At 72.5% G+C, this 24,617-nt stretch carries 19 protein-coding genes and 1 riboswitch; of the genes, 3 read left to right on the forward strand and 16 right to left on the reverse strand.

Annotated elements, in window-relative coordinates; genetic code table 11:
* Nucleotides 1-201 precede the first annotated feature (201 nt).
* The 6 genes from ACWD01_RS13325 to ACWD01_RS13350 all read right to left on the reverse strand — a co-directional run bounded on the left by ACWD01_RS13325 (nt 202) and on the right by ACWD01_RS13350 (nt 6,024).
* Entirely contained in the window at nt 202-888 is a 687-nt protein-coding gene (locus ACWD01_RS13325; RefSeq protein WP_451161514.1) for a transglycosylase family protein, read from the reverse strand.
* A 6-nt stretch (nt 889-894) separates the two neighbouring features.
* A riboswitch (cyclic di-AMP (ydaO/yuaA leader) is annotated at nt 895-1,081 on the reverse strand.
* A 270-nt stretch (nt 1,082-1,351) separates the two neighbouring features.
* Nucleotides 1,352-2,341, reverse strand: a complete 990-nt coding sequence (locus ACWD01_RS13330; protein WP_451161153.1) for a transglycosylase family protein — start codon at nt 2,339-2,341, stop codon at nt 1,352-1,354.
* 149 nt (nt 2,342-2,490) lie between these two features.
* Nucleotides 2,491-3,744 carry a cytochrome P450 family protein gene (locus ACWD01_RS13335; RefSeq protein ID WP_451161155.1) on the reverse strand — a complete coding sequence of 418 codons (1,254 nt, stop codon included), beginning with the start codon at nt 3,742-3,744 and terminating at the stop codon, nt 2,491-2,493.
* The gene (locus ACWD01_RS13340; protein ID WP_451161157.1) at nt 3,741-4,727 is read right to left on the reverse strand and encodes a nucleoside triphosphate pyrophosphohydrolase; all 987 of its coding nucleotides are present in this window, start codon (nt 4,725-4,727) and stop codon (nt 3,741-3,743) included. The genes ACWD01_RS13335 and ACWD01_RS13340 overlap by 4 nt, the downstream gene beginning before the upstream one ends.
* A 23-nt stretch (nt 4,728-4,750) precedes the next feature.
* Nucleotides 4,751-5,401: a SurA N-terminal domain-containing protein gene (locus tag ACWD01_RS13345; protein WP_451161159.1), complete on the reverse strand. Its 651-nt coding sequence runs from the start codon at nt 5,399-5,401 to the stop codon at nt 4,751-4,753.
* A 194-nt stretch (nt 5,402-5,595) separates the two neighbouring features.
* Nucleotides 5,596-6,024: a GtrA family protein gene (locus ACWD01_RS13350; protein WP_451161161.1), complete on the reverse strand. Its 429-nt coding sequence runs from the start codon at nt 6,022-6,024 to the stop codon at nt 5,596-5,598.
* Nucleotides 6,025-6,252: 228 nt separating this feature from the next.
* On the opposite strand from ACWD01_RS13350, the gene ACWD01_RS13355 reads away from it, so the two are divergent.
* Nucleotides 6,253-7,152: a class I SAM-dependent methyltransferase gene (locus ACWD01_RS13355; RefSeq protein WP_451161163.1), complete on the forward strand. Its 900-nt coding sequence runs from the start codon at nt 6,253-6,255 to the stop codon at nt 7,150-7,152.
* A 22-nt stretch (nt 7,153-7,174) separates the two neighbouring features.
* Here ACWD01_RS13355 and ACWD01_RS13360 read toward each other — a convergent pair whose 3' ends face one another.
* The 3 genes from ACWD01_RS13360 to ACWD01_RS13370 form a co-directional block, all read right to left on the reverse strand.
* Complete coding sequence (locus tag ACWD01_RS13360; protein WP_451161165.1) at nt 7,175-8,686, reverse strand: protein kinase domain-containing protein; 1,512 nt, start codon at nt 8,684-8,686, stop codon at nt 7,175-7,177.
* Nucleotides 8,683-9,396 carry a hypothetical protein gene (locus ACWD01_RS13365; protein ID WP_451161167.1) on the reverse strand — a complete coding sequence of 238 codons (714 nt, stop codon included), beginning with the start codon at nt 9,394-9,396 and terminating at the stop codon, nt 8,683-8,685. Before ACWD01_RS13365 ends, ACWD01_RS13360 begins: the two co-directional genes overlap by 4 nt.
* Before the next feature lie 164 nt (nt 9,397-9,560).
* Nucleotides 9,561-11,612, reverse strand: coding sequence for an N-6 DNA methylase (locus tag ACWD01_RS13370; RefSeq protein WP_451161169.1), 2,052 nt, complete (start codon nt 11,610-11,612; stop codon nt 9,561-9,563).
* A gap of 192 nt (nt 11,613-11,804) precedes the next feature.
* Here ACWD01_RS13370 and ACWD01_RS13375 point away from each other — a divergent pair, with 192 nt between their 5' ends.
* Nucleotides 11,805-12,632, forward strand: a complete 828-nt coding sequence (locus ACWD01_RS13375; RefSeq protein WP_451161171.1) for a DUF4190 domain-containing protein — start codon at nt 11,805-11,807, stop codon at nt 12,630-12,632.
* Between the two features lie 91 nt (nt 12,633-12,723).
* Here the strand turns inward: ACWD01_RS13375 and ACWD01_RS13380 are convergent, their stop codons facing one another.
* The 4 genes from ACWD01_RS13380 to ACWD01_RS13395 form a co-directional block, all read right to left on the reverse strand.
* Nucleotides 12,724-13,470, reverse strand: a complete 747-nt coding sequence (locus tag ACWD01_RS13380; protein WP_451161173.1) for an N-acetyltransferase — start codon at nt 13,468-13,470, stop codon at nt 12,724-12,726.
* A 128-nt stretch (nt 13,471-13,598) separates the two neighbouring features.
* On the reverse strand, nt 13,599-14,783 hold the full coding sequence (locus ACWD01_RS13385; protein ID WP_451161174.1) for an acyltransferase family protein: 1,185 nt from the start codon (nt 14,781-14,783) through the stop codon (nt 13,599-13,601).
* Between the two features lie 206 nt (nt 14,784-14,989).
* The gene (locus tag ACWD01_RS13390; protein WP_451161176.1) at nt 14,990-15,757 is read right to left on the reverse strand and encodes an HNH endonuclease family protein; all 768 of its coding nucleotides are present in this window, start codon (nt 15,755-15,757) and stop codon (nt 14,990-14,992) included.
* A gap of 22 nt (nt 15,758-15,779) precedes the next feature.
* Nucleotides 15,780-16,646 carry an SCO6745 family protein gene (locus tag ACWD01_RS13395; RefSeq protein WP_451161178.1) on the reverse strand — a complete coding sequence of 289 codons (867 nt, stop codon included), beginning with the start codon at nt 16,644-16,646 and terminating at the stop codon, nt 15,780-15,782.
* Between the two features lie 89 nt (nt 16,647-16,735).
* Between ACWD01_RS13395 and ACWD01_RS13400 the strand changes: the two genes are divergently transcribed.
* On the forward strand, nt 16,736-17,314 hold the full coding sequence (locus ACWD01_RS13400; protein ID WP_451161180.1) for a TetR/AcrR family transcriptional regulator: 579 nt from the start codon (nt 16,736-16,738) through the stop codon (nt 17,312-17,314).
* A gap of 23 nt (nt 17,315-17,337) precedes the next feature.
* On the opposite strand, the gene mfd is transcribed toward ACWD01_RS13400, so the two are convergent.
* The 3 genes from mfd to ACWD01_RS13415 all read right to left on the reverse strand — a co-directional run bounded on the left by mfd (nt 17,338) and on the right by ACWD01_RS13415 (nt 24,558).
* Nucleotides 17,338-20,871 (reverse strand): transcription-repair coupling factor, encoded by a 3,534-nt coding sequence (gene mfd, locus ACWD01_RS13405; RefSeq protein ID WP_451161182.1) that lies wholly within the window; start codon nt 20,869-20,871, stop codon nt 17,338-17,340.
* 325 nt (nt 20,872-21,196) lie between these two features.
* Nucleotides 21,197-23,773, reverse strand: a complete 2,577-nt coding sequence (locus ACWD01_RS13410) for an ABC transporter permease (RefSeq protein ID WP_451161184.1) — start codon at nt 23,771-23,773, stop codon at nt 21,197-21,199.
* Nucleotides 23,770-24,558: an ABC transporter ATP-binding protein gene (locus ACWD01_RS13415; RefSeq protein ID WP_451161186.1), complete on the reverse strand. Its 789-nt coding sequence runs from the start codon at nt 24,556-24,558 to the stop codon at nt 23,770-23,772. The genes ACWD01_RS13410 and ACWD01_RS13415 overlap by 4 nt, the downstream gene beginning before the upstream one ends.
* Between the last annotated feature and the right edge of the window lie 59 nt (nt 24,559-24,617).

A 24,617-nucleotide genomic window follows, 5' to 3' on the forward strand; every position in this document is an offset into this window, starting at 1 on the left:
GGCATCAAGCCCCTTGCGACCGGACAAACGGGACGGTTCCTACCTGCGGGTAACCGGCGCCCCGGGGCGGACTCGCCCCAGCAACGGACCGAGCCCCGGCCCGGCGCGTACGGGGGAAGGCGCGCCGGACCGGGGTGCTCGGGTCCCGTCCGACGGACGGGTGCCTCCCACGACCGCCGGACCGTGGGAGGCAGGTGCGGGTCAGCGCAGGTGGAGCTGCTGGCCCGGGTGGATCACGTCGGCGTCCTCGACGATGTCCTTGTTCAGCTCGAACAGCTTCTCCCAGCCGCCCTCGACCTTCTCGGCCTGCGCGATCTTGCTGAGGGTGTCGCCGGCCTCGACCTTGTACTCGCCGTCGCCCTTCTTGAAGCCCTTGGCCTGCGGAGCGGCGGCGGGCTTCTCGGCCTTCGGGGCCGGGGCGGGGGCCTCGGTGCGCTCGGAGCGCGTGGTGGGCGCCTCGGAGCGCTCCTGGGACGGCTGCGCGGGCGCGGCCTCGGCGGAGCCGCCGCCGTAGGAGGCACCGGACAGGCCGACGCCGCAGCTCGGCCAGGCGCCCTTGCCCTGGCCGGCCAGGACCTTCTCGGCTATCTCGATCTGCTGGGCCTTGGACGCCTGGTCGGCGGTCGAGGCGTACGCGGTGCCGCCGTACGCGGCCCAGGTGGAGGCGGAGAACTGCAGGCCGCCGTAGTAGCCGTTGCCCGTGTTGATGGACCAGTTGCCGCCGGACTCGCACTGGGCGACGGCGTCCCACTCGGAGGCGGTGGCGGCGGAGGCGGAGGTCGCGCCGAGAACCGGGGCGGCGATGGCGGCGCCGGCGACACCGGCGAGCGCGACGAGACGGGTGACCTTCGACGGGCGGCGGTGCTTGGCCTTGTCGGAAGAACGCAGCATGGAACTTCTCCTCACCGACGCCTACGAGGTGAGCTGTCGGGTTCGGGCCTGTGAGTTGCCCGGCCGCACGTCCGTGGGACGTGCGGGCTTCACCCCCAGCCGGCTCCGGTCCGCCGGATCTCTCGATCCGGGCGAACGGCCCCGGCGCTTACCTTGGGTCCCCCGCTCCTGCCTTCGGCGCTCTGAGCGACGACTGTTCCCCTCGACCGACGGCAGGATTCGGCGTATCGGTCGACGGGGCCCGCGGTGGCGAGCGGTTCAGACCGTAGACACAGGACTCCCCGATGTTCAAAGTCGAACATCGGGGAGAAAACGCCCGAACCGACCACCCGAAGATGTCCGTTTTCGCAGGTGAGGGGCGGAGTGGCCGAGTTCATGGGGCGTTGCGCCCTAGTTGGGACAAAGAGACCCTTGTCTCACCGGAACGAAGCGGACAGAAGCCCATGAACCGTCGTGTGAACTAGCGCTGACCCAGGCTCAGGTCGAGGCTCTGACCGGGCAGGATGAGGTCCGGGTCGGACCCGACCGTCTCCTCGTTCGCCTCGTAGAGGGCCGGCCACCCGCCGGGCACCTCCTCCGCGGCGGCGATGTCGCACAGATTGTCGCCGGGCTGAACGGTGTACGAGCCCGGGGCGGTTGCCCCGACGTCGCCCTTGCGGCCCGCGCTGTCGCCCCGTGAGGCGTGGCGGCCGTCCTCGCGGGCGCCGTCCGAACCGCCGGTGGCGGACTCGTCGCCCGGCGCACCGCGGTGCTTGCCGGTGCCGGTCGACGCCTCGCCGGACGGGGCCGCCTCTGTGGCGTCGTCCGTGGGCACCGTGCGGGTGTCGTCGTCCCCGGTCGCCGGCCGGTCGGTCGCGTCGCCGGAGGGCGTGCCCGCGTCACGGGTGTCCGGCGCGCCGGATTCGCCCGTGGCGTCCGAGTCGTCCGCCGAGCCCTCGGCGGGCTTGTCGCCCGCCGGGTCGGTCGGCTCGAGGACGTCGAGGGAACCGGACGTGTCGGGCGACGGCTCACCGTCCGGCGCGTCGCTCTGCTTCGGCAGCGGCAGGATGCCCGGGTCGACGCCGGTGTCCGCGCCGTCGTCCTGGAGCCCGGCGAGCGGACCGCAGGCGGGCCAGGCGCCAGGGCCCTGGGCGGCGAGGACCTTCTCCGCGACCGCTATCTGCTGCGAGCGGCTCGCGAGGTCGGCGCTCGGCGCGTAGGCGGTGCCGCCGTACGCGGCCCAGGTCTCCTGCGAGAACTGCAGCCCGCCGTAGTAGCCGTTGCCGAAGTCGGCGCTCCACGCCCCGCCGCTCTCGCACTCCGCGACGCGGTCCCAGGTGTTCGCGTCGGCCGCGGACGCCGAGCCCGCGCCGAGCAGCGGGATCGCGATGGCCGAACCGGTCACCCCTGCCGCGACGATGAGGGCCGGAGCCTGGCGGGGTCGGCGGTGTCGTCCGTTCCCGGAGAGCATGCGGTTGCCTTTCGCGTGACAGCTGTGAATCCTGCGGCCTGCTGATGCCTGCCGAGTGACGGTGAACGTAGTCGCATTCGAACGTGAGTCACAAGTCGATGCAGCAGAGATCACGTGAAAGTCACAGACTTGACGTAGCGTCAGCTTGTTTACACCGTGAACTCAACGGGCAGAGTGCGCAATCCGCGCATGATGAGACCCCCACGCCACCGCAAATCGGCCGGATCTCCCGCAAGCCGCAAGTCCGGCATTCTGCGGAGCAGGGTGGCCAGCGCGGTCTGCCCCTCGAGCCGGGCGAGCGGGGCGCCGAGGCAGTAGTGGATGCCGTGGCCGTACCCCAGATGCTGGTTGTCGGTCCGGGACAGATCGAGGGTGTCCGGGGCGTCGAAGCGTGCCGGGTCGCGGTCGGCGGCCGCGAGGACGACGAGTACGGGGTCGCCCGCCGCGATCCGCTGCCCGCCGACGGTGAGCGGCTCCGTGGCGAACCGCCAGGTCGCCAGCTCCACCGGCCCGTCGTAGCGCAGCAGTTCCTCCACGCCGGTCGCCAGCAGGCCGCTGTCCCCGGACGCCAGCGACGCCTGGAGGCGCTCACGCTGCTCGGGGTGGCGCAGCAGCGCGTAGACGCCGTTGCCGATGAGATTGACGGTGGTCTCGAAGCCCGCGAAGAGGAGGATGAAGGCCATCGCCGCGGCCTCGTTCTCGGTGAGGTGCTCGCCGTGGTCGGACGCCTTGATGAGCCCCGAGATGAGGTCGTCCCCCGGCTCCTCCCTTTTACGGTGGATCAGTTCGGCCAGGTAGCCGCGCATCTTCTTCACCGAGCGGGCGACGCCGCCGCGCGGGCCGCCGCCGTGCCGGATCATCATTCCGGCCCAGTCGCGGAAGTCGTCCTGGTCCTCGGGCGGGACGCCGAGCATGTCGCAGATGGCGTAGATGGGCAGCGGGAACGCGAACTCGTGGATGAGGTCCGCCTCACCCTTCTCCGCGCTGTGCTGTTTTTCAAAGATGTCGTCGATGAGCCGGTCCGTCAGCTCCTGCACCCGCGGCGCGAACTCGGCCACCCGGCGCGGCGTGAACGCCTTGGAGACCAGCCGGCGCAGCCGGGTGTGGTCCGGCGGGTCGATGTTCAGCAGATGCGTCATCAACTCGGCCTTGCGTTCGCCCGGGATGCCCGTCTTGCCCTTGGCGTGCTCGGGCTCGGCGTGATGCGCCGGGTTCTTCGACAGCCGCTGGTCGGCGAGCGCCTGCCGGGCGTCCGCGTAACGGGTGACCAGCCATGCCTCGACCCCGCTGGGCAGCCGGGTCCGGTGCACGGGCGAGTGCTCGCGCAGCCAGGCGTAGGCGGGGTACGGGTCGGTGGCGAACTCCCAGGTGAAGAGCTCGGGCGCGGTGTTCGGGTCGTTCACCCCTCGACGTTACCGGGCCGGCCCTCCGCCGCCCGGATCGCGTCCCGGTAGGCCCGGGCCGCCGCCCGCAGCGCCGCCTCCGGGTCGACGCCGTCCGCCTCCGCGCGTACGGCCAGCGCCAGCAGCTCGTAGCCCACGCCCGCTCCGGCCGGGAGCTCCACGTCGAGGCCGGCCGTACGGACCCGGGACGCGAGCTTCGCCGCCAGCGCGAGACCCGGCTGACCGAGCGGCACGCCGTCGGTCACCGATTCGCGCTGCTTCTCGACCGCCTTGGTCCGCAGCCAGTGCGCCTTGACCTCCTCGGTCGTCGAGGCGGTCTCCTCGCCGAAGACGTGCGGGTGCCGGTGGATCAGCTTCTCCACGATCGTGCCGGCGACGTCGTCCACCGAGAACGGCTCGTCCGCGTGCTCCTCGGCGATGCGCGCGTGGAAGACGACCTGGAGCAGTACGTCCCCCAGTTCCTCGCGCAGCTCGTCCCGGTCGCCGTCCTCGATGGCCTCGACGAGCTCGTACGCCTCCTCGATGCCGTACTTGGCCAGGCCCTTGTGGGTCTGCCTCGAGGACCAGGGGCACTCGCGGCGGATCCGGTCCATGACCTCCACGAGGTCCAGCAGCCGCGCGCCGGGCAGGTCGTACGCGCCGGGCAGCAGCTCCAGGTCGGGCATCGTCAGGCGGCCGGAGCCGCCGAGGCGGGCCAGGCCGTCGGTCAGGGCCGTCTCCCCCTCGCCGGACGCCAGCACGACGACGGTGCGGCCGCCGGCCGCGCAGTACTCCACCAGCTCCTCCGCGGCCGGCGCGGCGTACTCGACGGTGACGCCCGCCTCCCGCAGATACGCCAGCTGCCGGTGCGCCGGGTCGGCGCACAGCACCCGGTCCGCGGCGTGCAGCGTCTGCCACGCCGGCCAGGACAGCAGCCCCGGCGCGACGCGGTGGCTGGCGGTGAGCAGGACGATACGGCCGGCGGCGGATGCTTCGGTGGTCACACCCCCGAACCTACCGCCCGGCCCTACGCGCCCGTCTCGACGGGCTCCTGGGCCCCGGACACCTCGGTGATCCAGGGCGCCCGGTACGTGCCGAGCTCGAGCTTCTTGTCGTCCCAGGTGCCGTAACGCGGGTTCACGTCGATGTCCAGGGACTTCGCCGCGGCGGAGAACGTCTCGTTCAGCTTCTGCTGGCCCTCGGGGCTGTTCGCCGCGCCGAGGGCCGTGGCGATCTTGCCGACCAGAACGTCGCGGCGCACGGCGTCGTCGACCTGGTCCGGGGCGACACCGCGCTGCTGCAGATACATGGCGACGAGCTGGTCCTCGCCCCCGGCCTGCCGCACGAGCGCCTCCCGCCCGTCCTGGATCTCCTTGCGGCTGACGCTCACCCCGGCGTCGTCGGCGGCGCGCTGCACGACCCGGTCGACGATCAGGTCGTACAGCTTGGCGCGGCCGAGCTGCCCGGTGTCCTTGATCATCTGCTCCGCCTGCGGCGAGTCCTGCTGCGCCTCACGCACGTCCCGGACCTTCGCCTGGACTGCGGACACCTCGATCCGCTGCCCGCCGACCACGGCGGCGGCGCCGGGGTGTGACTGATCGCCGCAGGCGGCGAGAAGCGGCACGCCGGCGACGAGCGCGGCGGAGAGAATGAGCGCGGTACGACGACGGCGGTGCAAAGGAGCCTCCCGTGGCGAGATTGTGCATCGGTGCACAAGCCTTGCGGTGATCGATGTTAGGCAGTCCACGTGGCGTGGGCCACTGATTCGCCGAACGATTCGCCAAACGGTCGGGATGCGGCGCTCTGCGGGGGGTCTCCCCCGGAGCGGTGGCCTCAGCAGACCCTCGAACGAGTCGGGTCCTGATGCCCGCGTCAGCCGGTCGAAGCCCGCTCCGGTTTCGGTTCCGGTTCCGGAGCGGGTGCGGTGGCGCGGTCGGGGCGGAGCATGATCGTGCGGGAGACGACGAAGGTGACCGGGATCGCGGCGGCTGCCGCGACGAGCGGCGCGTACGTGCTGTCGAAGCCGCCCATGCCCACCAGCAGGTACACCCCGGTCGTGGTCACCACGAAGTTCGCCGCGTTGGTCAGCGGGAACAGCAGGAACTTCCGCAGCGTCGGCCGGGTGCGGTACGTGAAGTACGACGTCAGGAAAAACGATCCGACCATGCTGAGCAGGAAGGCGGCCACGTGCGCCGCCACGTACGGCAGCACGGTCAGCAGCGCCAGATAGAGGCCGTAGTACGTCCCGGTGTTCACCACCCCGACCAGGGCGAATCTGACGATCTGGCCGCGTACCGTCATTGCCCTGCCCGTCCCCCGCGCACCAGTTCCGCTCGCCGACGTCCGCGACGGCCGCCCTGAACAGGGTGACACACCCGGGCCGTCCGCCCGTTCGGCCGGGCCGCGAGGGCGGCGGTCACGGACGCGAGCACTGTCACCGTTCCCGTCACCGTCGCGACACCAAGACTTCATCTGCCCAGCATTGGCACTTGGTGGGCTGCCGGGTTGTTCCCGCGTACGTTCCCGGGCATGGCCATTCTCCGCAACCGTCTGACCAAGCGCGCTCTGCGTCCCGCCCTCACCGTGTTCGAGCAGCGCGTCAGGAGAGGTGTGCAGCGGGACCTCGACGCCCTGCGGCAGGAGGTGGCCGAGATGCGGAAGCAGCAGTACGCGGCCGGGCTGCTGCTCGACAGCACCGGCCGGGGAACCAGCCGGGCGCCGGCCGCCCACCAGGTCGACCGGCTGGTGAAGGAGGTCAAGGACGTCAGCGGCAGCGCCCACTCCCGCCGCAGCGTCGTCGTCGCCTTCCGTACGGTCGTCGCGCTGGAGGCGCTCGGCGTGGGCCGGCTGGCCGGTTCGACGTCCAATATCTGCGGCAAGCTCGCCACCGTTCCGCTGCTGTCCCCGCCGAATGGTGCCATCCTCGAGATCGGCACCCTGTACGGGCTGTTCGCCTCCGCGCTGGTGCGCATGGTGCACCGTGCGGGCATCGAGCCCGACCTGACGATCGTCGACCCACTGGCCGGCTCCCAGCTCCAGCCGGGCACGGCCCAGGCCGCCGACCCGACGGGCACGCCGGTGCGGGAGGACGTCGTCCGGGCCAACCTGGCGCTGGGCGGCAGCCCCGGGGCGTACACCGCGCGGATCCAGCAGGGCTTCTCCTCGGATCCCGAGGTGCGGGAAGCCGTCTCCGACCGGAAGTACGGCGTGATCATCGTCGACGGCGACCACTCGGAGGACGGGGTCCGCGCCGACCTGGAGTGGGTCGAGGACATCGCCGCCCCGGGCGGGATCGTGGTCCTGGACGACTACGGCGACGACAAGTGGCCGGGCGTGCAGGACGCGCTGGACAAGCACCTGGCCGGCGGCACGTCCCGGCTGCGGATGCTGGGACGGGTGTCCACCTCCGCGTTCCTGCGGGCGGACTGAGCCGACGGCCGCGTTCGCCGGGTCAGCCCGGGCGGAGCTGCTGCTGGCGCTCCAGGGCGCGGCGCAGTTCCACCGGGAGCTGGTGATAGGGGCCGTACGCGCGCTCCGCGTCGTACAGCAGCGACTGGAACTGCTGCTTCGCCGCCGTGTGGTCGCCGACCGCGAGCAGCAGATGGCCGATGCGGTGGCGGATCTGGAGCGCGCGGTCGTGGTCGGAGCTCTCGTAGTACGGCAGGACCGCGCGGTACTCGGCGAGTGCCGCGGCGGGCCGGCCGAGCTGTTCCAGGCAGAGGGCCGCGTCGTGGCGGAACTGCAGGGACTGCGGGTCGGCCGGGCCGGCCTCCGCGGTGCGGTCGTCGGCGAGGCGGCGCAGTTCGGGCAGGGCGCGGCGGTACTGGCCGTCGTCCATCAGGGTCGCCGCGTACTGCTTGCGCAGGATGCGCACGACGGGCGAGTGCTCGCCGTGCTCGGACGCCGCGGCCGGGAGGATGCCGCCGAGGACGTCCACGGCCTGGGTGATGCTGCCCTCGCCGAGCAGGCGCTTGACCTCGTCGACGGCGCCGGCGACGTCCGGCTTCGGCGCCGTCGCGGCCGGCGGTGCGAGCGGTGGGGCCGGCGTGGTGGACACCCGGTCGGGCCAGGGCGCGTGCGGACGCAGAAAGGGACGCGTCGGGTCGAGCGGCCCGGTCGGCGCGCCGCGCGCGGGCAGCAGCGGCGCCAGCGCCTCGTACACCTCCTGCGCGCCGGACGGCCGGTGCTCCGGGTCCTTGGCGAGCAGCCGCAGGACGAGGGCCTCCAGCGGCTCGGGGACCTCGGGGCGCAGCTGTCGGACCGGCAGCGGCGGCTCGTAGAGGTGGCGGTGGAGGACGCCGAGCGCGGTGGAGCCCGCGAAGGGGACGTTGCCGCTGAGGAGTTCGTGCAGCAGGACGCCGAGGGCGTACAAATCCGTGTACGGGCCGACCGCGCCGCCCATCGCCTGCTCGGGGGCCATGTAGGCGGGGCTGCCGATGGGTGAACCGGTGTGGGTGAGCCGGGTGGTGTCCATGTCGATGACGGACGCGACACCGAGGTCGAGGACGGTGACCGTGCCGTCGGGCTTGACCATCACATTGCGCGGCTTCAGGTCGCGGTGGACGATCGGCACGGCGTGCACCGCGCCGAGCACCGCGCACAGTTGCGCGGCGACGCTGACGGCCCACTCCCACGGATAGGGCTCATGCTCCGCGAGGTGGTCGGCGAGGTCGGCGCCCTCGACGTACTGCATGACGAGATACAGGTCGTCGTCGTCGCTGCCGGCGTCGTGGACCGTGACCAGGCCGGGGTGGCAGACCTGGGCGGTCACCCGGCACTCGCGTACGAAGCGGCGGCGCATCTCGTCCGCGGCGGTGGCGGCGGCCATGTGGTCGGGCCGCAGCAGCTTGACGGCGACGCGCCGGTCGAGACGCCCGTCGTACGCCGTCCAGACCTGGCCCATGCCGCCCTGGCCGATGAGCGCGGCCAGCTCGTAACGGTTCGCGATGACGCGGCCGTTCACTTGCCCTCTTCCTTGCGGAGCAGGTCGCTGAGCTCGTCGAGCTCGGCGCGGACCTGGTCGATCCGCCCGGTGGCGGGGGCGCCGGCCGGCCGCGTGGGCGGGGCGGGCGCGGGTATCGGCTGCGCCGGGGGCTGTACGGGCATGCCGTGGGCCGGGGTCGGCGGCTGTACGGGCGGGGCCGGGGCCTGCGCGGGCGGTTGGGCCGGGGCCTGCGCGGGCGGGTAGCCGTAGCCCTGCGGCGGCTGCGTCTGCTGGGGCTGCGGCATCCCGTACGGGCTTCCGGCCGGCGTCACCGGACCGTACGGCGACCCCGTCGGCAGCGGCGGCGGCCAGCCCGCGGCCGGGCGCGCGTCCTGGTAGTGGCGGATGTCCGCGACCAGGTAGTGCGTCGGCACACCGAGCGCGAGCCCCAGCAGGGCCACCATGCACACATAGTCCAGCGGCTCCGGCGGCGGCTCCTCCCCCGGGGTCTCCCCGACGGTGGAGAACTCCCCGATCGCGACGATGCAGGCCAGGACGACCGCGAGCGAGAGCCAGAACAGCAGCCAGTCCGACCGCCGTCCCCGCATGATCGCGATGCGCAGCATCGTGCCCCAGGCGAGCAGTCCGAAGCTGAGCAGCGCGAGCGCCACGAAGACGACGCGCACGACGACGAGCAGCGCCGTGGAAGGGCGCCGGGGCTGCGGCGGCGCGAAGCCGTGGCCGTGCATTCCTGCTCCTGGGATGGCCTGGACGGGGGACGAGGAGTCGAGTGGACTGAAGCGTATACACCGACACCCACAAGCGGTTGCCGGATGTACCGAACCGTTGTCCGGTACACCGCTTTGTAAGCGACGCGTGCGCGCCTCGACGGCCTCCGCCGCTTCCGTGCGGGTCAGTCCGGCAACAGGCTGCCGTCCGTGAGCCCGTCGTGCAGTCCCCGCACCAGCCGTTCGCCCAGCCGGCCGGCCAGCCGCAGCGCCTCCTCGAATTCGCCCAGCGCGCGGAAGTGGTCGCCGTAGCGCCGCTGTTCGGCGAGGGGCAGCCGGGGCAGCTGGAGGCGGCGGACGTCGAGCCGGGTCGCGGTGGACGCGTAGCTGCTGGCCTGGCGCTGGTTGGCGCTGCCGCGCAGGAAACCGGCGAGGAACCAGGGGTCGAGCGCGGCCGGGTCGGGCCGCAGCAGCTGGAGGTTGCGGCCGAGCGCGGCGCCGGCCAGCTCCTCGTCCGCGACGCGCACGGCCGCGCCGGCCCCGAGTACGGGCACGACGACGTCGCCCGCCTCGATCAGCACCGGCTCCTCCTCGGCGCCTGCGGGGAGCGTGCCGGAGGGGCTCCGGCCGGCGAGGACGTCCTGTTCGGTGAGGACGGCGACGGGCCCGTCCGCCGGTGCGGAGCCGGCGCCGCCGGCGCACAGGACGAGGGCGCCGGCGCGGGCGAGTTCACCGACGGTGGTGGAGGGCCAGTGCGGGGGTGCGGCGAGTGCGGGGGGCAGCGCGGGCGGCCGGGGGGTGAGTTCGGTGGTCCGGCCGAGCGTGTGCGTCAGCCGTTCGCGTACGCGGGCCAGTTCGGCGGCCCCGCCGCCCGCCGCGGGGGGCGGCAGATGGCGGGCGGGGGCCAGGTCGACGTCGTCGTCGAGGAGTTCGATGACCGGGACGCACCGGCTGACGCCGGGGGTCTCCGCCACGGTCCCGTGCCGCTCGAAGGGCTGCCAGGCGTCGAGCACCGCGGTGCGGATGGCCTGCCAGTCGAGTCTGTCGCGGCCCGCCGCGGCGTGCTCCGCCGTGGCGGTGTCGACGACCAGCAGCTCCGGCGACGGGCGTTCGGTGGCGCCGGGCCTGCGCAGCACCCACAGGTGGAGCGGGATGCCGTACGGGGGCGCGGCGCCGGCGGGGAGGGCGACGACCGCCCGCAGCGCGCCGCGGCGCAGCAGGCCGGCGCGGACGCGCCGTCCGGAGCGGCGGGACGCGGCGGCGGGCGGCATCAGCAGCACGGCGGTGCCGCCGGGGCGCAGCCGGGCGAGCGCGTGCTGGACCCAGGCGAGCTCGGACTCGGTGCGGGCCGGGAAGCCGTACTCCCACCGCGGGTCGTAGGCGAGCTCCTCGTGGCCCCAGTTGCGCTCGTTGAACGGCGGGTGGCACAGGACGGCGTCGGCGGCGAGCGCGGGGAACGCGTCCGCGCGCAGGGCGTCGCCGGCCGCCGCCCGTACCTCGGCCTCGGTGTGCAGGGCGAGGCGCAGCGCGGTGAGCGCGGCCAGGTCGGGGTCGGCCTCCTGGGCGTGGAGCGCGGTGGGGCGGTCGACGGCGCGCAGCAGGGTGCCGGTCCCGGAGGCGGGGTCGAGCACGGTTCCGGCCGGTCCCACGAGGGCGGCCATCAGGGCGGCGGGCTCGGCCGGTGTGGGCGTGCAGTGGCGCGGGCCGGCGTCGAGATGGCGCCCGAGCAGGAACTCGAACGCCTGGCGGGCCCCGGTCTCCGCGGCGAGCGCGGCGGCCCCCCGCATCAACGGCACGGACGGCGCCAACTCGCCCTCGTGAGGCGTTCTTACGGCTCGGGGCGCATCGAAGCGCAGGGTCAGCACCTCCTCGAACGCGGCGGGCAGCAGCTCGGCCATGCGGATGTCGGAGACGGCGCTCAGGGCGGGCCAGCCGGACGGCCGGTGGTGGACGAGGAGGAGCGCGCAGCCGGCGTGGAGGAGGGCGGTGGCGGCTCCGGCCGGGTGGCCGGCCAGTTGCTGCCAGACCCGTTCACGCAGCGGCACCTCGGCCAGCTTCCCCTGGTCGCGCAGCCAGCGCTCGACCGCGGCGAGGGCGAAGGAGGGACTGGTCTCCGTGCCGCCGACGGGCTTGGGGAAGTCCCCGTGCCGGCGCCGCCAGTTGCTGACGGCGGCACGGCCCACGCCCGCGAGGCGGGCGATCTCCGCGGCGGTCACTTCTGGTTCGTTGTCCGGCACCCGAATGTCCCCCGTCCGCTTCCACGTGTTCGGCACTGTACCCCGGTTCACGGACCGTGAGCGATTCACAGGCGTGAAGCGATACTCAACAAGCTTTCATGTTGACTCGGTTCACACGCTCTGCTCTGATTGACCCCGGAACAGCACGTCGGGTCACGACAACGGGCCCGCCACAACCATTGGGGGGGACCCATGTCTCAGTACACACAGCCGCAGCCAGGCCCGCAGCAGCCGCACGGCGGAGCGCCCGGTCAGTTCACAGCGCCGGGCCCGGCGCGCAACGGCCTCGGCACGGCCGCCCTGGTGCTCGGCATCATCGGCATCCTCTTCGGCGTGATCCCGTTCCTCTTCTGGATCGGCACCGTCCTCGGGCTGCTCGCCCTGATCCTCGGCATCGTCGGTCTGGGCCGCGCCAAGCGCGGCGAGGCCACCAACAAGGGCACGGCGACGGCCGGTACGGTGCTGGGCCTGCTGGCGCTGATCGTGAGCGTCATCATCGGCATCGTCACGGTGATGGCGGTGGACGAGGCGGTCGACGAGCTCAACAAGGCCGTCGAGAACACCGCGCCCAAGGACGCCTCCGCGGGCGGCGCCGACGGCTCGGGCGACGAGCCGGCCGCGGACAAGGGCAAGGCCCTCGGCGCGGACGAGACGTCCGTCTACGACGACGACGTGCAGGTCACCGTCTCCGCGCCCAAGCCGTACTCGCCCACCGAGTTCGCCATCGGCCACACCGAGGGCAACAAGGCCTACCAGGTCACGGTCACCATCGAGAACGGCGGCAAGGAGAAGTACGACGCGAGCCTCGTCACCGTCGACGCGCGCGCCGGCAAGGACGGCGTGACCGCCGAGCAGATCTTCGACGGTGACACGGGCGGCGGCTTCGAGGGCACGATCCTGCCGGGCAAGAAGGCCACGGTCACGGTCGCCTTCGACGCCCCGGCCGACGCGAAGAACCTGACCGTGGAGGTCTCCCCCGGCTTCGAGTACGACGCCTCGCAGTGGGAGCTGACGGTCTGACCGTCCGACTCGGGCCAGTCAGCCGGCCGGGGACGCCGCCGAACAGGGCGGCGTCCCCGGCCGCGTCCCCGTACGTCGGCCACACCCCGTGTCACAACCGGTGGCGCACCCATACGTTCGGCTCGACGTAGACCGCGTAGCCCCGTTCCGCCTCGCAGTGCACCGGCACCAGCGCGCCCGGGACCTCGACCTCGCCCGTGGTGTCGAACGGCAGCCCGGTCCACGCGCGCCACTGCTCCAGGGAGCCGGAGACCGTCATCGAGGTGTGCGCCACCTTCTCGATGACGCCGCCGGCCCGTACGTGCACCCGCAGCCAGGGGTCGTGCGGAAGGCCGTCCGCCTCGCGGGTGCGGTACGCGTACTCGTCGATCCGCGTCCTCGGTTCGGCGCTCTTCGCGCTCGGCCGCACCGGTGCGACGAACCTGCCGAAGCCGAGGCGGCGGACGTTGTCCCGCATCGCGGCGAGCATCCGCCCCGATATCCCCCGGCCCTGCCGGTCCGTCGCCACCGTGATCTCGATCGCGCTCACGGTGTCCGGCTTCCGGCCGTGCCTCAGGTCGGAGAAGGCCCACAGCATCACCTGGTCCCAGCCGCCGGCGGGCAGTTCCCGGCGGCCGTCCACGTCCATGGCCAGCGGCACGCTGAACGCCCGGGCCACGACCTTCCCCTCGGGATCCGTCGCCACCAGCACGTACTCGGGCAGCTCGCCGACGATCCGCCCGATGTACGCCCAGCCGACCGGGTCGTTGACGATGAACTCGTCCCAGGTGTCGAGCATCTGCCACATCGGGTCGTGCAGTTCGGGGCGCTCGGCGAGGGTGGTGATCTCAAGTTCCATGGCGGCAGGCTAACCAGTGCCGATCATGGTCCCCCACCGAATTTTCCCGTGCCACCGGCGGCTCGGGCCCACGCGGAACCCGCCCCTCGGACTCTCAGGCCCGCGCGGAACCCGGCCCCCTCGGACTCTCAGGTCCGCGCGGAACCCCGCGCCGCCTCCGGGGCCGCCGCCAGCCGGGCCGCCTGCTTCTCCATGGCCCGGCGCATCCTCGGCCCGAAGGGCTTCTCCACGAGCCGGTGGATGAACCACGCGAGCAGCAGCATCGAGGCCACCGCCGCCACCAGCGCCGGCCAGGCCCCGAGCTCGAACTTCCGGTGCAGCACGGCGATGGCGAACCAGCCCACATGCTCGTGCACCAGATAGAACGGGTAGGTCAGGGCTCCCGCCACGGTGAGCCAGCGCCAGTTCGCCCACCGCAGCCACCCGAGCGCCACGGCGGCGACCAGCCCGAAGGCGACGGTCACGATCGCGGTGATGACGTACGGGCTGCGCTCGATGTAGACGTTCGCCGAGTCGGGCCGCCACAGCTCGACGATCGAGTAGCGCTGGCCGAGCGCCCAGCTGACGGCGACGATGCCCCACAGCAGCAGATCGCTGCCGTACCGGTGGATCAGGTAGAGCGCGAGCCCGCCGATGAAGAAGGGGGCGTGGTCGCGCATCACGATCTCGTCGGCGAGGGGGTGGTCGGCGACCCGTGCGAGCCCCCCGGCGACCGTCCACAGGCAGCAGAAGACGACCACCCGCCGGTAGGTGACGCCCTTCCACACCACGAACAGCGCGAACAGCAGGTAGAACCGGGCCTCCACCCACAGCGTCCAGCACACGCCGAGCACCCGCTCCACGCCCATCGGCTGCTGGAGCATCGTCAGATTGACCAGGACCTCGTCGAACCGCAGCGGCTCGATCACCGACGGCAGTACCACGCACGCGGCCGTGGTCAGCGCGATCGCCACCCAGTACGCGGGGTAGAGGCGCGAGACCCGGGAGCGGAAGAAGTGGCCGAGCGACTTGCCCCAGCTGCTCATGCAGATGACGAAGCCGCTGATGACAAAGAACAGCTGGACGCCCAGGCAGCCGTAGACGGCCGCGGAGGACAGGCCGGGGAAGAGCTCCCTGGGAGAGTCGCCCCAGGCATGGCCCACCGACGACTTGCCCGCGTAGTGGTACAGGCACACGGCCAGGGCCGCGAGGATACGCAGACCGTCGAGGGCCCGCATCCGGTTGTGGGAGGGCAGCGGTGCGATCTCCACCTTGGCCTGCCGTGCCTCCGGCGCCTTCGTCCTGGGCGCTTCGGCCACGGCACCACTGCTCATCGACGTGTCTCCTGATCGGTCCGGCGTCGATGCACCCTAGACGGAGAAAAGGCCGGAAGGACGGCCCCGGCAACCGCCTTTCACCACTGTTCATTTCGTGCTCATCCACCCGTCGGCGAACCGGCACACATGCGGGCACAACCCGCCCGACCGCCACGCACAACCGCGTCACAGCCGCCGGGCCGCCGCCTCCCGGGACAGAACAGTCAGCCGCCGCACTGGGCGAGCATGATCCGCTTGTCGGCGGTCGTCACCGGCAGTTCGTACTTCACCGCGACCTGCGCGAAGCGCACCGCGTACGAGCAGCGGACCGCCTTGTTCGGCGGCAGCCACGACGCCGGGCCGGAGTCGCTCTTGGCGCCGTTGGCCCGGCCCTCGACCGGCAGCAGGTTCAGCGGGTCGTTGGCCAGTTGCCGGCGCTTGGCCTCGTTCCAGCGGGCCGCGCCCATCTGCCAGCTGTACGACAGCGGCACCACATGGTCTATCTGCACCTCGGCGGCCTTCTTCTTGCGCCACTCGATGGTCCGGCCGGTGTACGGGTCGTACACGGTCATCTCGACGACGACGCAGTCGGAGCCGGCGCGGTAGGCGAGGCCCCGGCCGTCGCGGGCGAGCATGTCGTTGCGGGTGTCGCAGCCGTTGCGGGCCAGGGGGACGCCGTCGGCCGTGTCCATCCAGGCGTAGCCGTACTCGTCCCGGTCGTAACCGGTCTTCGGGCCGCGGCCCTTGGTGGCCACCTTCGCTATCAGGGCGCGGGCGTCGGTCCGCTCCTGCTCGGTGGCGAGGGCGGCCAGACCCGGCCGGGTGCCCTGCGGGTTGGCGAGCGGACTCGTGCCGCCGCCGGCCGGGGCGGCCCGCGACGGGCCACCGTCACCGTCGCCGCCGCCGTCGATGCCGACACCGTCGCAACCGGTCACCAGCACCGCCGCGAGCAGCGCCGCCGCCCCTCCCCGGACCACCCCACGTCTGTTCACGGTCCGTACGGTACTGCCGGGCTCAGACCTTGCCGATACCCAGGGTGTTCTGGGCGGGCAGCAGTCCGGAGCCGACAACCGCGACCCAGTACGGGCCGAGCAGCTCGGACAGGCGTGCCGTGTCGTCCGGGCCGAGCGCCGCCCACGGTGCGGCGGCCATCTCGTCCGTACGCCGCTCGACCTCGGCGCGCAGGGCGCGCCCGTCGGCGGTGGCGGTGCCGTCCGCCGCCAGCAGGCCGCGGGCCATGAGCCGTTCGCGGCCCGCCGTCCACTCCGCATCGCTCCAGCCGCGGCTCGCGAAGGTCTCGACCGGGGCGGCCCCGACGCCGGCGAAGGAGACCAGTGACTCGGCGGGGCCGAGACCGGCCGTCAGCAGTGCGGCGAGGTGGCCGTCGCCGCGGTGCTCGCGCAGGCGGGTGGCGGCCTGCCACAGCACGAGGTGCGGCGCGCCGGCCCAGGGGAGGGCGGCGTTGGCGGCGGCGAGCGGACGCCCCGCGCAGTCCGCGGCCTCAGCGGCACGCCGGGCGAGCTCGGCGGCCTCCGCGAGCTCCTTCGACGCGACGGCGTCGCCGAGCAGGTCCCGGTACGCCCGGTCGACGGCGCGCAGCCGGGCGGCGAGGACCTGCGCGGGGGACGCCGCGCGCCAGACGGCGGGGACGTACTCCCGGACCATCGCCGGGCTGAAGCTGTAGAACGCCGAGCCCACCTGCGCCGCGCCCGCCTCTCCCAGCGGCGCCGCGCGCCAGGCGAAGTAGCTGGGCCAGCGCTCGTCGGTCCGGTGGCCGAGGGCCGCGGCCTCCTCGAAGGCCTGCGGCGCGTAGTAGAGCACGGCGTGCAGGGGCTCGAGCAGATGCCACATCTGCCGCACGCGTCCGAGTTCGTCGGTCATGGTTGCGCCTCCATACCATCTAGACATCGACAAGATTGCCCGGCCGCCGCAAACTTGTCAATGCCTAGATTCCGCGTAGCCTGGGGATCATGAGCAGCGAGCGCACCTACCACCACGGCGACCTGCGGCGGGCCGTCCTGACCGCGGCCCTCGACGTCATCGGCTCCGAGGGCCCGTCCGCCGTGAGCCTGCGCGACCTCGCCCGCCGCGCGGGCGTCTCCCACGCGGCCCCCGCGCACCACTTCAAGGACCGGACCGGGCTGCTGACGGCCATCGCGGCGGAGGGCTACGACCTGCTGGCCCACGCCCTGTCCGAGGCCCCGGACCTGCGGGAACGCGGCGTCGCGTACGTGCGCTTCGCGCTCGGCCACCCGGCGCACTTCCAGGTCATGTTCCGGCCCGACCTGTACCGCGGCGACGACCCCGGGCTGCTGGCGGCCCAGGAGCGGGCCTCGGCCGAACTGCGCGCGGGGGTCGCCGGCCTGGACGCGGCCGGCGACCCCCGCACCGCCGGCATCGCGGCCTGGTCCCTGGCCCACGGCTACGCCAACCTGCTGCTGACCCGCAACCTGGACGACGCGGTGGGCGACCGGGACCCCGCCGACGCGTTCCGCTCGCTCGCGGACCTGCTCTTCGCCGACGACGCCGGCCGGCCGGCCGCGCAATAACAGGCCGGCGGCAGCCCTGAGTCCTACGAACCCAGGATCGTCGTCAGGAACTCGCCCGTCCACGACAGCAGTTCACGGCCCACCACCGGCTTGCCGCCGATCTTGCCCGCCGTCGGGCGCGGGACCATGATCTGGTGGGCCGCCGGCTTGATGACCGTACGCGGGTACAGGCGCCCCAGCCGCAGCTCCTGCGACTCGCGCAACTCCACCGGCGCGAAGCGGATGTTCGCGCCCTGGAGCACGATCTCGCCGACGCCGCAGGCCCGCGCCAGCATCCGCAGGCCCGCCACCAGCAGCAGGTTCTCCACGGGCTCCGGCAGCTTGCCGTAGCGGTCGGTGAGCTCCTCGCGGACCGCCTTGATGTCCTCCTCCGTGTTGGCGGAGGCGATCGACCGGTACGCCTGGAGCCGCAGCCGCTCGCCGGGGGCGTAGTCGTGCGGGACGTGCGCGTCGACGGGCAGCTCGATCTTGACCTCGAGCGGTGCCTCCTCCTCCACACCGCCCTCCAGCGACGCCCGGTAGTCGGCGACCGCCTCGCCCACCATGCGGACGTACAGGTCGAAGCCGACGCCCGCGATGTGGCCCGACTGCTCGCCGCCGAGGAGGTTGCCCGCGCCGCGGATCTCCAGGTCCTTCATGGCGACGTACATGCCCGCGCCCATCTCGGTGTGCTGGGCGATCGTGGCGAGGCGCTCGTGCGCGGTCTCGGTGAGGGGCTTCTCCGGCGGGTAGAGGAAGTACGCGTAACCGCGGTCCCGCCCGCGCCCGACCCGGCCGCGCAGCTGGTGCAGCTGGGAGAGGCCGAAGTTGTCGCCGCGCTCCACGATGAGGGTGTTGGCGTTGGAGATGTCGATGCCCGACTCGACGATCGTCGTGGAGACCAGTACGTCGAACTTCTTCTCCCAGAAGTCCACGACCACCTGCTCCAGGGCGCTCTCGCCCATCTGGCCGTGGGCCGTGGCGATCCGGGCCTCCGGCACGATCTCCCGCAGCCGGGCCGCCGCCCGGTCGATCGACTCGACACGGTTGTGGATGTAGAAGACCTGGCCCTCGCGCAGCAGTTCGCGCCGCACGGCCGCGCCGATCTGCTTCTCCTCGTACGGACCGACGAAGGTCAGCACCGGGTGGCGCTCCTCCGGCGGGGTGGTGATCGTCGACATCTCGCGGATGCCGGTCACCGCCATCTCCAGCGTCCTCGGAATGGGCGTCGCGGACATGGTGAGCACGTCCACGTTGGCCCGCAGCTTCTTCAGCTGCTCCTTGTGCTCGACGCCGAAGCGCTGCTCCTCGTCGACGACGACCAGGCCCAGGTCCTTGAACCTGGTCTCGGACGAGAACAGCCGGTGGGTGCCGATCACGATGTCGACCGAGCCGTCCCGCAGCCCCTCCAGCGTCGCCTTGGCCTCGGTCTCCGACTGGAAGCGGGACAGGGCGCGGGTGACGACCGGGAACTGCGAGTACCGCTCGGTGAACGTGCCGAAGTGCTGCTGGACGAGGAGGGTAGTCGGGACGAGGACCGCGACCTGCTTGCCGTCCTGGACCGCCTTGAAAGCCGCCCGGACCGCGATCTCCGTCTTGCCGTAGCCGACGTCACCGCAGATCAGCCGGTCCATCGGGACCGTCTTCTCCATGTCCTCCTTGACCTCGGCGATCGTGGACAGCTGGTCGGGCGTCTCGACGTACACGAACGCGTCCTCGAGCTCCCGCTGCCAGGGGGTGTCCGGGCCGAAGGCGTGGCCGGGGGCCGCCATCCGGGCCGAGTACAGCTTGATCAGGTCCGCGGCGATCTCCTTGACCGCCTTCTTCGCGCGCGCCTTCGTCTTCGTCCAGTCCGCGCCGCCGAGCCGGTGCAGCGTCGGCGCCTCCCCGCCCACGTACTTGGTGACCTGCTCGAGCTGGTCGGTGGGGATGTACAGCCGGTCGCCGGGCTGGCCGCGCTTGGCGGGGGCGTACTCCACGAGCAGGTACTCGCGGGTCGCGCCCTGGACGGTGCGCTGCACCATCTCGACGTACCGTCCCACGCCGTGCTGCTCGTGGACGATGTAGTCGCCGGCCTCGAGGGTCAGCGGGTCGATGGTCTTGCGGCGCCGGGTCGGCATCCGCTGGCCGTCCTTGCCGGCCGCCTTCTGGCCGGTCAGGTCGGTCTCGGTGAGGACCGCCAGCTTGAGCGCCGGGTCGATGAAGCCGTAGTCGATCGAGCCGCAGGCGACGTGGACGACGGACGGCGAGATCTCCGGGAGGTCCGCGTCCAGCCGCGCCGCGATGCCCTCGCCGCCGAGCACCTCGACCGTACGCGCCGCGGGGCCGTGCGCCTCGGTCACGAACACGGTCCGCCAGCCGTCGGCCAGCCACCCCTTGGTGTCGGCGAGCGCCCGCGCGGTGTCACCCCGGTACGTGTCCGGGGCGTGCATGCCCAGCTTGAGCGTGTCGTCCTCCGCGTCGGCGGCGTCCGCCGCGAACGGGGACACGGACCACCACATCATGCCCAGCTCGCGCGCCCGGTCCCGTACGTCCGCGATGCCCCACAGCGAGGCCGCGCCGACGTCGATCGGGGCCTCTCCTCCGCCGGCGGTCGCCGCCCAGGACGCCTGGAGGAACTCCTGGCTGGTGGCGACGAGGTCCGCCGCCCGCGTACGCACCCGCTCCGGGTCGCACACCACGGCCATCGCGCCCTCGGGGAGCACGTCCAGCAGCAGTTCCATCTCGTCGACGAGGACGGGGGCCAGCGACTCCATGCCCTCGACGGCGATGCCCTCGGCGATCTTGCCGAGCAGTTCGCCCAGCTCGGGATGGGCCTCCGCGAGCGCGGCGGCCCGCCGGCGCACCTCGTCCGTCAGCAGCAGCTCACGGCACGGCGCCGCCCACAGCCCGTGCTCCGCGACCTCCAGGGAACGCTGGTCGGCGACCTTGAAGTAACGGATCTCCTCGACGTCGTCACCCCAGAACTCCACCCGAAGGGGGTGCTCCTCGGTGGGCGGGAAGACGTCCAGGATGCCGCCGCGCACCGCGAACTCGCCGCGCTTCTCGACCAGTTCCACCCGCGCGTAGGCGGCGGCCGCCAGCCCCGCCACGACCTCCTCGAGGTCGGCCTGCTGCCCGGTGCGGAGCGCCACGGGCTCCAGGTCGCCGAGGCCCTTGACCTGCGGCTGGAGCACCGACCGCACGGGCGCGACCACGACCTGCACCGGGCCCGCGGACGGGTCGTCGGGCGACGGGTGTGCCAGGCGGCGCAGCACGGCGAGACGGCGGCCGACGGTGTCGGAGCGGGGCGAGAGCCGCTCGTGCGGCAGCGTCTCCCACGACGGGTACTCGACGACGCCCTCGCCGGGCAGCAGCGACCGCAGCGCCGCGGCCAGGTCCTCGGCCTCCCGCCCGGTGGCGGTGACGGCCAGCACCGTGCGGCGGGCCTCGCGGGCCAGCGCCGCCACGGCGAAGGGCCGCGCGGCGGGCGGCCCCACCAGGTCGACATGCGTCCGGCGGCCGTCGCCGGCCGCCCTGACGGCTTCGGCGAGCGCCGGGTCGCGTACGACGGCATCGAGCAGACCGTGCAGGCTCATGAAGGGCTTCCGTCCAGGAGGAGCGAGGGGGGTGGCACCGCGCCGCACCCGCCATGACGGGACAACGCGAAGGACCCGACACGTCGAACGGGCCGGGGGGCTCCCAGCGTACGACGCGGGTGTGACAGCCGCGCCCCGATCCCCCACGCGCCCGATACGTCCCGCGCGCCGGGCGACGCACGCCGAACCCCGCGCGCCCCGGCCGTGCCCCGTCCCCGCCGCCCGCGACGCGCCGGGCCCCGGGTGTCCGTGTCGGACACCCGGGGCCCCGGGGGCTGTGCCTGCGGGCGGGCCGGGACCCCCGTACCGGGCCCGCCCGGGCGAGCTACTCGGTGGCGATCGCGTTCAGTACGTTCATCCGGCCCGCCCGGAACGCCGGCACCAGGGCCGCGAACAGGCCCACGAAGGCCGACCCGACGAAGACCGTGATGATCGTCGCCCACGGGATCTCCAGGACGCCCAGGCCCTCCAACGCCAGCAGCTGCTGGGCCGAGGTGCCCCAGCCCATGCCCAGGCCGAGGCCGAGCAGCGCGCCGAAGAGGGCGATGACGACCGACTCCAGGCGGATCATGCGGCGCAGCTGGCGGCGCGAGAGGCCGATGGCGCGCATCAGACCGATCTCACGGGTCCGCTCCACCACCGACAGCGCGAGGGTGTTCACCACACCCAGGATCGCGACGATGATCGCGAGCGCCAGCAGACCGTAGACGATGTTGAGCAGCTGCCCGATCTGGTCCTTCAGGTCCTGCTTGAAGTCGGTCTGGTTCTGCACCTTGTACTGCGGGTACTCGGCGAGCGACGTCTTCAGCGCCGCGTACGCCTCCTTCTCCTGGCCGTCGACCGCCTTGGCGAACATGATCATGTTCTGGGGCATCTTCTCGGCCGGGAGGTACCGTTCGGCGGTCGTGATGTTCAGATACATCGCGCCCTTGTCGACGTTCGAGTCGTCGGAGGTGATCGCGGCGACCTTCAGCTCGGCCGGCCGGCCGTTCTTGAAGTCGACCTTGATCGTGTCGCCGACCTTCACGCCGTGCTTGTCCGCGTAGTCGCTGCCGACGGACATCGCGTCCTTGCCGTACGCGGCGGACAGCTCGCCCGCCACCGTCTCGCGGCGCAGGTCCTGCGCGTACGTCGGGTCCGCGGCGACCAGCTGCAGGTCCTCCTTCTTGCCGTTCGGGGCGGTGATCTTCGCGTCGACGCCCTTGTACTCGGTGACGTGCTCGATGCCCGGGGCCTTCGCCAGCGCCTCCTGGGCCTGCGGCACGATCGGGCGGCCGTCGTTGCCCGCGGACTGCACGATGAAGTCGGCGCCCACCGACTTGTCGAGCTCCTGCGTCGCGGAGGCCACCATCGAGGAGCCGACCACCGACAGGCAGGCCACCAGAGCGAGGCCGATCATCAGCGCGGCGCCGGTCGCTCCGGTACGGCGCGGGTTGCGCAGCGCGTTGCGCTCCGCCATCCGGCCGACCGGGCCGAACATCCGCAGCACCACGGCGCTGATCACCCGTACGACACCGCCGGCCAGCAGCGGGCCGATCACGACGAAACCGATCAGGGACAGCACCACACCGAGGCCGAGGAACATCGACCCCTCGCTCGCCTTGTCCGCCTGTGTGGCGAGCAGCAGGGCCGCCGCGCCGATCCCGGTGAGGACGAGGCCGATGCCGCCGCGGATCCAGCCGGCCTTGCCGTCGGCCGGCATGCCCGAGTCGCGCAGGGCCGCCATGGGCGACACCTTGCCGGCGCGGCGCGCCGGGACGTACGCGGCGAGGACGGTGACGACGATGCCGAGCACCATGCCGACGACCGGGGTCGTCCACTTCACGGTCAGGTCGTCGGTGGAGAGGTTCATGCCGACCGCGGACATCATCTTCATCAGCCCGACGGCCAGCCCCACACCGGCGGCCACACCGGCGATCGAGCCGACCAGGCCGAGCAGCAGCGCCTCCACGAGCACGGACCGGTTGACCTGCTTGCGGCTCGACCCGATGGCGCGCATCAGGCCGATCTCCCGGGTGCGCTGGGCGACGAGCATCGAAAAGGTGTTGACGATCAGGAAGATGCCGACGAGGAAGGCGATCCCGGCGAAGCCGAGCATCGCGTACTTCATCACGTCGAGGAACGAGCCGATCTCCTCACGGCCCGAGTCCGCCGACTCCTTGGCGGTCTGCAGCTTGTACGGCTGCTCCAGCGCGGCGGCCAGGTTCTTCTTCAGCGCCTCGTCGCTGACACCGTCGTCGGCGGCCACTAGGACCTGGGTGAACACACCTTCCTTGCCGAGCAGTTCACGCTGGGCGGTGGCGGTGTCGTAGTAGACGACGGTCGCCCCGGGGTTGGTGACCTTGAAGGCGGCGATGCCGGAGATCTTCGCGGTGAAGTCACCGGTGACCGCGATGGTCCGCAGCTCGTCGCCCAGCTTCAGGCCGTGCTTGTCGGCCGTGTCGCCGTCGACCATGACCTCGGCGGGGCCGCGCGGGGCGTGACCCGAGGCGATCTCCATGGACTTGAGTTCGTTCTTCGTCCAGTTGGCCGCGATCGTCGGGGCTCCGGAGGTGGAGCCCATGTTCTTGTTCTCGGAGTCGACGACGGTGACGCTCATGCTGAACACGGCGCCCTCGGCGGACTCCACGCCGTCGACCCTGCCGACCTGGTCGACGACGGAGGCGGGCAGCGTCTCCGGCCGGCCGGTCGCCGGGGCCTCGGTGTCCGTGGCCCCCTTGGGGCTGACGCTCACGTCCGCCGAGGAGGTGGCGAACAGCTTGTCGAACGTGGCGTTCATGGTGTCGGTGAACACGAGCGTGCCCGACACGAACGCCACTGACAGCAGCACCGCGACGGCCGAGAGGGCCATCCGGCCCTTGTGCGCGAAGAAGTTGCGCAGCGATGTCTTGAGCATGGTCATGACGTCCGCCCGCGCGCGTCGAAGTCCTTCATACGGTCGAGGACGGCCTCCGCGGTCGGCCGGAGCATCTCGTCGACGATCCGCCCGTCGGCCAGATACAGGACACGGTCCGCGTAGGAGGCGGCGACCGGGTCGTGCGTGACCATGACGATGGTCTGGCCCAGCTCGTCGACCGAGGTGCGCAGGAAGCCGAGCACTTCGGCGCCCGCCCGCGAGTCCAGGTTCCCGGTCGGCTCGTCACCGAAGATGATCTCCGGACGGGCGGCGAGGGCACGCGCCACGGCCACCCGCTGCTGCTGACCGCCGGAGAGCTGGGTCGGCCGGTGCTTCAGGCGGTCCGCGAGGCCGACCGTCTCGACGACCCGGTTCAGCCACGCGGCGTCCGGCTTGCGGCCGGCGATGTCCATGGGGAGCGTGATGTTCTCCAGGGCGTTCAGCGTCGGCAGCAGGTTGAACGCCTGGAAGATGAAGCCGATCCGGTCCCGGCGCAGCTGCGTGAGCTTCTTGTCCTTCAGGCCCGTGATCTCCGTGTCGTCGAGGAAGATCTGCCCCGAGGTGACGGTGTCCAGGCCGGCCAGACAGTGCATCAGGGTCGACTTGCCGGAGCCGGACGGCCCCATGATCGCGGTGAACTGCCCGCGGGCGATGTCCACGTCGACGTGATCGAGTGCGACGACACGCGTCTCGCCGGTGCCGTACGCCTTGACGACCTGCCGCCCCCGTGCGGCGACGGCCGTGCGCCCTCCGGTCTCCCCGAATGCGGGGGTGGTTACAGCCGTAGTCACGGTAGGTCTCCTAGCTCTGGGAATCTGTGGGAACTGCGGTCCGGTGCGGTGCTCCGGGA

The sequence above is a fragment of the Streptomyces sp. NPDC002835 genome, from assembly GCF_053591995.1.